Origin of the sequence: Citrobacter sp. RHBSTW-00944 (genome assembly GCF_013615435.1) — a bacterium.
Taxonomy (GTDB): Bacteria; Pseudomonadota; Gammaproteobacteria; order Enterobacterales; family Enterobacteriaceae; genus Citrobacter; species Citrobacter braakii.
This window is the reverse complement of sequence record NZ_CP055418.1, coordinates 5,138,112-5,145,831: the sequence shown is the minus strand read 5'-3', so window position 1 is coordinate 5,145,831 and position 7,720 is coordinate 5,138,112. Positions and strand designations below refer to the sequence as shown.

The 7,720-nt window shown below is 53.3% G+C and carries 8 protein-coding genes; all 8 read left to right on the top strand.

From position 1 onward, the window contains the following. Window positions 1-606 precede the first annotated feature (606 nt). The 8 genes from rpmH (at window position 607) to HV334_RS24945 (ending at window position 7,697) form a co-directional block, all read left to right on the top strand. On the top strand, window positions 607-747 hold the full coding sequence (rpmH, locus tag HV334_RS24980; protein ID WP_003023858.1) for a 50S ribosomal protein L34: 141 nt from the start codon (window positions 607-609) through the stop codon (window positions 745-747). Between the two features lie 17 nt (window positions 748-764). Then, on the top strand, window positions 765-1,124 hold the full coding sequence (gene rnpA, locus HV334_RS24975; protein ID WP_003844432.1) for a ribonuclease P protein component: 360 nt from the start codon (window positions 765-767) through the stop codon (window positions 1,122-1,124). Beyond that, a complete protein-coding gene (gene yidD, locus HV334_RS24970; protein ID WP_003023846.1) occupies window positions 1,088-1,345 on the top strand; it encodes a membrane protein insertion efficiency factor YidD in 258 nt (85 codons plus the stop codon). The genes rnpA and yidD overlap by 37 nt, the downstream gene beginning before the upstream one ends. A 2-nt stretch (window positions 1,346-1,347) precedes the next feature. Continuing rightward, the gene (gene yidC / locus HV334_RS24965; RefSeq protein ID WP_003023844.1) at window positions 1,348-2,994 is read left to right on the top strand and encodes a membrane protein insertase YidC; all 1,647 of its coding nucleotides are present in this window, start codon (window positions 1,348-1,350) and stop codon (window positions 2,992-2,994) included. Between the two features lie 135 nt (window positions 2,995-3,129). Beyond that, window positions 3,130-4,494, top strand: coding sequence for a tRNA uridine-5-carboxymethylaminomethyl(34) synthesis GTPase MnmE (gene mnmE / locus HV334_RS24960; RefSeq protein WP_181221016.1), 1,365 nt, complete (start codon window positions 3,130-3,132; stop codon window positions 4,492-4,494). Window positions 4,495-4,674: 180 nt separating this feature from the next. Then, window positions 4,675-5,856 carry an MFS transporter gene (locus HV334_RS24955; RefSeq protein WP_019078000.1) on the top strand — a complete coding sequence of 394 codons (1,182 nt, stop codon included), beginning with the start codon at window positions 4,675-4,677 and terminating at the stop codon, window positions 5,854-5,856. Further along, window positions 5,825-6,784 carry an HTH-type transcriptional regulator YidZ gene (yidZ, locus tag HV334_RS24950; RefSeq protein WP_016155073.1) on the top strand — a complete coding sequence of 320 codons (960 nt, stop codon included), beginning with the start codon at window positions 5,825-5,827 and terminating at the stop codon, window positions 6,782-6,784. Before HV334_RS24955 ends, yidZ begins: the two co-directional genes overlap by 32 nt. A gap of 166 nt (window positions 6,785-6,950) precedes the next feature. Then, window positions 6,951-7,697: a 4'-phosphopantetheinyl transferase superfamily protein gene (locus tag HV334_RS24945; RefSeq protein WP_049282851.1), complete on the top strand. Its 747-nt coding sequence runs from the start codon at window positions 6,951-6,953 to the stop codon at window positions 7,695-7,697. The last annotated feature ends 23 nt before the right edge of the window (window positions 7,698-7,720 follow it).

Below are 7,720 nucleotides of genomic sequence, written 5' to 3'. Positions count from 1 at the left end.
GGCGGACTCCACTCGAACAAAAGTCGATAAATGACAAAGGCTGAAACATTCATGATTGTTGACGCACATCGACAAGACCCTATGCAAAGGGTGACGTGCGAATTGCTATCTGCAATTTTTACCCGATCAGGATCCATTGAAACGATCAGGACCGCGGATCATAGCGTAAACTGAGAAAGAGATCTTCTGTTTCTCACAGATTCTTCCCGATTTATCCACAGGATGATCCAGAATCGGCTAAGTGTAAACGATCCTGGAGAAGTGCTGCAGGTTTTAGCGCGCATATTGAAAAAATTAATGAGTAAAGATGCTTTACTGCTTAAACGATCTAATAAAGATCCCGAGCGATCCTTGCGCTTTATCCGCCAGCCCGTATAATTCTTACCCCCAGCGAGTAACGGTCGCCTTACGGCGTCAACGCTGCCTGTTTTATACGCGAAACCATGCGGAAAAAAGCGGGAAATAAGGAAAGAGAATTGACTCCGGAGTGTACAATTATTACAATCCGGCCTCTTTAATCACCCACACTGTGGCGTAAGTCGTTCGAAATTCGTTCGGGTATACGCAAAAGTCAGTGAATTTATTCAAGTTTAGGTAGAAATCGCCATGAAACGCACTTTTCAACCGTCTGTACTGAAGCGCAACCGTTCTCACGGCTTCCGTGCTCGTATGGCTAATAAAAATGGTCGTCAGGTTCTGGCACGTCGTCGTGCTAAAGGCCGTTCTCGTCTGACCGTTTCTAAGTAATAAAAGCTAGCCCCTGAGTGGTTAAGCTCGCATTTCCCAGGGAGTTACGTTTGTTAACTCCCACTCATTTCACATTCGTCTTCCAGCAGCCACAACGGGCTGGCACGCCGCAAATCACCATCCTCGGCCGCCTGAATTCGCTGGGGCATCCCCGTATCGGTCTTACCGTCGCCAAGAAAAACGTTAAACGCGCGCATGAACGCAATCGGATTAAACGTCTGACACGTGAAAGCTTTCGTTTACGTCAGCACGAACTTCCAGCAATGGATTTCGTGGTGGTGGCGAAAAAAGGGGTTGCTGACCTCGATAACCGTGCTCTCTCGGAAGCGTTGGAAAAATTATGGCGTCGCCATTGTCGCCTGGCTCGCGGGTCCTGATAGCCCTTATTCGGGTCTATCAACGCCTGATCAGTCCGCTGCTTGGGCCGCATTGCCGTTTCACTCCAACCTGTTCGAGCTACGGAATTGAGGCATTGCGCAGGTTTGGAGTGATAAAAGGCAGTTGGTTGACGGTGAAACGCGTATTAAAATGCCACCCTTTACACCCTGGTGGTGACGATCCCGTCCCGCCCGGACCATTTGATACCAGAGAACACTAACGATGGATTCGCAACGCAATCTTTTAGTCATCGCTTTGCTGTTCGTGTCTTTCATGATCTGGCAAGCCTGGGAGCAGGATAAAAACCCGCAACCTCAGGCCCAACAGACCACGCAGACAACGACCACCGCAGCGGGTAGCGCCGCAGACCAGGGCGTACCGGCCAGTGGCCAGGGGAAACTGATTACGGTTAAAACTGACGTGCTTGATCTGACCATCAACACCCGTGGTGGTGATGTGGAACAGGCTTCACTGCCAGCTTACCCGAAAGAACTCGGTTCTACCGAACCGTTCCAGTTACTGGAAACCACGCCACAGTTCATCTACCAGGCACAGAGTGGCCTGACAGGTCGTGACGGCCCGGATAACCCGGCTAACGGCCCGCGTCCGCTGTACAACGTCGAAAAAGACGCGTTTGTACTGGCTGACGGTCAGAACGAACTACAGATCCCGATGACCTATACTGACGCAGCGGGTAACACATTCACTAAAACGTTTGTACTCAAGCGCGGTGAATATGCTGTCAACGTTAACTACAGCGTGCAGAACGCCGGCGAAAAACCGCTGGAAGTCTCCACCTTTGGTCAGCTGAAGCAATCCATCAATCTGCCATCTCATCGCGACACTGGTAGCAGCAACTTTGCGCTGCATACCTTCCGTGGCGCGGCGTATTCCACGCCGGATGAGAAGTATGAGAAATACAAATTCGACACTATTGCTGAAAACGAAAACCTGAACGTCAATGCTAAAGACGGCTGGGTCGCAATGCTGCAACAGTATTTCGCAACGGCATGGGTTCCGCGTAACGACGGCACCAACAACTTCTATACCGCTAACCTGGGTAACGGCATTGCCGCTATCGGCTATAAATCACAGCCGGTACTGGTTCAGCCTGGCCAGACTGGCGCGATGACCAGCACCCTGTGGGTCGGCCCGGAAATTCAGGATAAAATGGCGGCAGTTGCACCGCACCTGGATCTGACCGTGGATTACGGCTGGTTGTGGTTCATCTCTCAGCCACTGTTCAAACTGCTGAAGTGGATCCATAGCTTCCTGGGTAACTGGGGCTTCTCCATCATCGTTATCACCTTTATCGTTCGTGGCATCATGTACCCGCTGACCAAAGCGCAGTACACCTCCATGGCGAAGATGCGTATGCTGCAGCCGAAGATTCAGGCTATGCGTGAGCGTCTGGGCGATGACAAACAGCGTCAGAGCCAGGAAATGATGGCCCTGTACAAAGCTGAGAAGGTTAACCCGCTGGGCGGCTGCTTCCCGCTGATCATCCAGATGCCAATCTTCCTGGCGTTGTACTACATGCTGATGGGCTCCATTGAACTGCGTCATGCGCCGTTCGCTCTGTGGATCCATGACCTGTCTGCACAGGACCCGTACTACATCCTGCCGATCCTGATGGGCGTGACGATGTTCTTCATTCAGAAGATGTCTCCGACCACCGTGACCGACCCGATGCAGCAGAAGATCATGACCTTTATGCCGGTCATCTTCACCGTGTTCTTCCTGTGGTTCCCGTCAGGTCTGGTGCTGTACTATATCGTCAGCAACCTGGTAACCATTATTCAGCAGCAGCTGATTTACCGTGGTCTGGAGAAACGTGGCCTGCATAGCCGCGAGAAGAAAAACTCCTGATACTAGTCGCAGGGGCGTTGGCTGAATTTGCTTGCCGCCTTCCTGCACTTGAATTATTTCGAGTATTCACGGTAAAGTTAATGCCAGAGAAGGCGGTCATTAGACCGCCTTTTTTACATTTACAAGAGAGCTATCATGAACCATAACGACACCATCGTCGCTCAGGCCACCCCACCGGGACGTGGTGGCGTGGGTATCCTGCGCATCTCCGGCCTGAAGGCGCGCGAGGTTGCAGAAACCGTACTGGGGAAACTACCAAAACCGCGCTATGCCGACTATCTGCCGTTTAAAGACGCGGATGGCAGCACGCTGGATCAGGGAATTGCCCTGTGGTTCCCCGGCCCGAACTCCTTTACCGGTGAAGATGTTTTAGAGCTTCAGGGCCACGGCGGTCCGGTGATTCTCGATCTACTGCTCAAACGTATTCTGACCATTCCCGGGCTGCGCATTGCCAGACCGGGTGAATTCTCCGAGCGTGCGTTTCTCAATGATAAGCTTGATCTGGCCCAGGCAGAGGCAATTGCCGACCTGATCGATGCCAGCTCAGAGCAAGCCGCTCGCTCGGCGCTGAACTCGTTGCAGGGCGCATTTTCTGCACGGGTAAATCATCTTGTGGAAGCGCTCACTCACCTGCGCATCTACGTGGAAGCGGCGATCGACTTTCCGGATGAAGAAATCGACTTCCTGTCTGATGGCAAGATTGAAGCGCAACTCAACAACGTTATCAGCGATCTCGATGCCGTTCGTGCCGAAGCGCGTCAGGGCAGCCTGCTGCGCGAAGGGATGAAGGTAGTCATTGCCGGTCGCCCAAATGCCGGGAAATCAAGCCTACTGAACGCGCTGGCAGGTCGTGAGGCGGCCATTGTGACCGACATTGCGGGTACGACTCGCGACGTACTGCGTGAGCATATTCATATCGAAGGTATGCCGCTGCACATCATCGACACTGCCGGTCTGCGCGATGCCAGCGATGAAGTTGAACGCATTGGTATTGAACGCGCGTGGCAGGAAATTGAACAGGCCGACCGCGTTCTGTTTATGGTTGATGGCACCACCACCAACGCCGTGGACCCGGCTGACATCTGGCCAGACTTTATTGCCCGTCTGCCAGCCAAACTGCCGATTACCGTGGTGCGTAACAAAGCGGATATTACCGGTGAGACGCTGGGCCTTAGCGAAGTAAATGGCCACTCACTAGTTCGCCTATCCGCGCGTACCGGTGAAGGCGTTGACGTGCTGCGTAACCATCTCAAACAGAGCATGGGCTTTGAAACCAATATGGAAGGCGGCTTCCTGGCGCGCCGTCGTCACCTGCAGGCGCTGGCAGAAGCGGCGGAGCATCTCGAGCAGGGTAAAGCCCAACTGCTCGGAGCATGGGCCGGAGAATTGCTGGCAGAGGAACTACGTCTGGCGCAGCAGAACCTCAGTGAGATCACCGGGGAATTTACCTCCGACGATCTGCTGGGAAGGATTTTCTCCAGCTTCTGTATTGGCAAATAACGTTGTGTTGCCCGGTGGCGCGATGCCTACCGGGCCTACAGTACCCGTAGGTCGGATAAAGCAAAGCGGCTATCCGGCTACAAGTGATTTCCCATGTGGAAATCAATGTTGTCCAAATGGCAACTCGTGCAGTTGACTCTCTGCCCGTATGCTTAGCGCCACATTCCTCATGAGGTCGCTATGACACGCTTTCTAATCTGCAGTTTCGCCCTGGTGTTACTCTATCCCGCGGGTATTGATATGTATCTGGTGGGGCTGCCCCGTATTGCTGCCGATTTACAGGCCAGCGAGGCGCAACTGCATATCGCGTTTTCGGTTTATCTGGCGGGAATGGCGACGGCGATGCTGTTTGCCGGGAAAATTGCCGACCAGTCAGGACGCAAACCCGTCGCTATTGTCGGCGCCCTCATCTTTATTTTCGCCTCTGCGCTGTGTTCATTCGCCGAAAGCGGTACGCCGTTTCTCACAGGCCGCTTTATTCAGGGTGTAGGCGCAGGCTGCTGCTATGTGGTGGCGTTCGCCATCCTGCGCGATACGCTCGACGATCGCCGCCGGGCGAAGGTACTGTCGCTGTTGAACGGTATCACCTGTATCGTGCCGGTACTGGCACCGGTGATGGGGCATCTGATTATGCTCAAATACCCGTGGCAGAGCCTGTTCTACACGATGATCGGTATGGGGGTGGCCGTTTGCTTGCTGTCAGTGTTTATCCTGCGAGAATCGCGCCCAGCGACGCTCCCGGCATCTGCAGAGAAGAACCACCTATCTGAATCGCTGGTGAACCGTTTTTTCTTAAGCCGTCTGGCCATCACCACTCTCAGCGTGTCGGTGATCCTGACCTTCGTGAATACTTCGCCGGTGCTGTTGATGGAAGTGATGGGCTTTGACCGTGGTGAGTACGCCACCACGATGGCCATGACCGCAGGCATCAGTATGGCGGTCTCTTTCTCTACGCCATTCGCCCTGAGTGTGTTTAAACCTCGCGTTCTGATGCTGACCTCACAAGTGCTGTTTCTGTCTGCTGGTGTGGTGTTAACCCTTGCCAGTACGCACATGGTGACGCTGTTTGGGCTGACCTTAATCTGTGCCGGGTTCTCCGTCGGCTTCGGTGTCGCGATGAGCCAGGCGCTGGGACCTTTCTCGCTGCGTGCGGGCGTTGCCAGCTCGGCGTTAGGTATTGCGCAGGTTTGCGGTTCCTCGCTGTGGATATGGCTGGCGGCGGTGCTCGGTCTTGATGCGCTGAATATGCTGATCGGGATTCTGATTGGCTGTAGCATAGTGAGTATCATGCTGATTATCACTGTTGCACCTAACCGGTCCACGCCAACTCATGAAGAAATCCCTCAGCAGTCTCGATCTTAATTTATTGCTCTGCCTGCAGCTGTTGATGCAGGAACGCAGTGTTACCAAAACTGCCAAACGGATGAACGTCACGCCGTCGGCAGTCAGCAAGTCGCTGTCGAAACTGCGGGCCTGGTTTGACGATCCACTGTTTGTAAACACCCCGCTGGGGCTAACGCCCACACCGCTGATGGTCAGCATGGAACAGAATCTGGCAGAGTGGATGCAGATGAGCAACCAGTTGCTGGATAAGCCACACCATGAAGCGCCGCGCGGGCTGAAGTTTGATCTGGTGGCCGAAACGCCGCTGGTGATGATCATGTTTAACGCGCTCTCCCGACAGATCTATCAGCGTTATCCCCAGGCGACGATCAAAATACGCAACTGGGACTATGATTCGCTGGATGCAATTATTCGCGGCGAAGTGGATATCGGCTTTACTGGCCGGGAAAGCCATCCGCGTTCGCGTGAACTGTTGAGTTTGCTGCCGTTGTCGATCGACCATGAAGTGCTGTTTTCCGATCTCCCCTGTGTCTGGCTACGTGAAGATCATCCGGCATTGCAGGAAGAGTGGAATCTGGACACATTTCTACGCTATCCGCACATCAGCATTAGCTGGGAGCAAAGCGATACCTGGGCGCTGGATGAAGTCCTGCAAGAGATGGGGCGCGCGCGCAATATTGCGTTATGTCTGCCCGGTTTTGAGCAGTCGCTGTTTATGGCCGCCCAGCCGGATCACGCGCTAATAGCCACAGCTCCGGTTTATTGCCAGCGTTATAACCAACTCCACCAGCTTCCGCTCGTGGCGCGCCCTATGCCTTTTGATGCCGCGCAGCTGGAAAAAATGCGCGTACCGTTCACCCTTCTTTGGCACAAACGTAACAGTCATAATCCTAAGATCGTCTGGTTGAAAGACACCATCAAGGCGCTTTATCGCGATATGTCCTGACGTTGCACCGCCACTTTGTTGCCAAATCGACTATTCTGGCAACAGAAATGTAAATATCGCGTAATGTATTCTATTTCAGCTTACTTTTTGGGCAGCAAAGCCTGCCTGGATGCCGCGTAAATGTTACTCTGGTAATTATCACGGACCATTAATCACGGAGCGAAAAATGGCGACACATTTTGCCAGAGGGATTCTTACGGAGGGACACCTGGTTTCAGCTCGCCTCCCTTCTCCATGTCATATCGAAGCAAGAGATCTCCCCGCACATCGCCGAACACGTTTCCTGGCTTCCCGAAGTTTACTCGCTGAACTGATGTTTATGCTTTACGGCACCAGTACGCTGCCCGAGATTGTTACTCAGGCCAAAGGTAAGCCCGTTTTTCGCAATAAGAACCTGCCGGGATTTTCGATTTCCTATGCCGGGAATATCGTTGGCGTTGCGCTAACAACTGAAGGAACGTGCGGGCTGGATATGGAACTGCAGCGAGCTACCCGCAGCTTTCACCATCCGCATTCAACGGAAACATGGCGCTTCTCCAGCAACGAAAATCTGTGGATCAATAACCAAAACGACCCCAACGAAGCACGCGCGCAGCTCATTACGTTGCGCCAGAGCGTACTCAAACTCACCGGCGATGTAAGCAATGATGATCCGCACGAACTCCAGCTTTTACCCGGCGCAGGACGTCTGAAATGTGCCCATGTTGCGCAGGTTGAAGCCATTTGCGATGCGGAAGATGTACTGGTGTGGTCGGTTGCGGTTACGCCAACCATTGAAAAACTCAAGGTTTGGGAGTTTGATGGTAAACAGGACTGGAAAAGTTTGCCTGATATCCAGACCCGCGCCAATGAGCCTACGGGTCGTCTGATCCGGTTCTCTCAATTATGCGCAGCGAAGAGCCATACGCTTTGATTTAACCTTTATGATGAAACAGG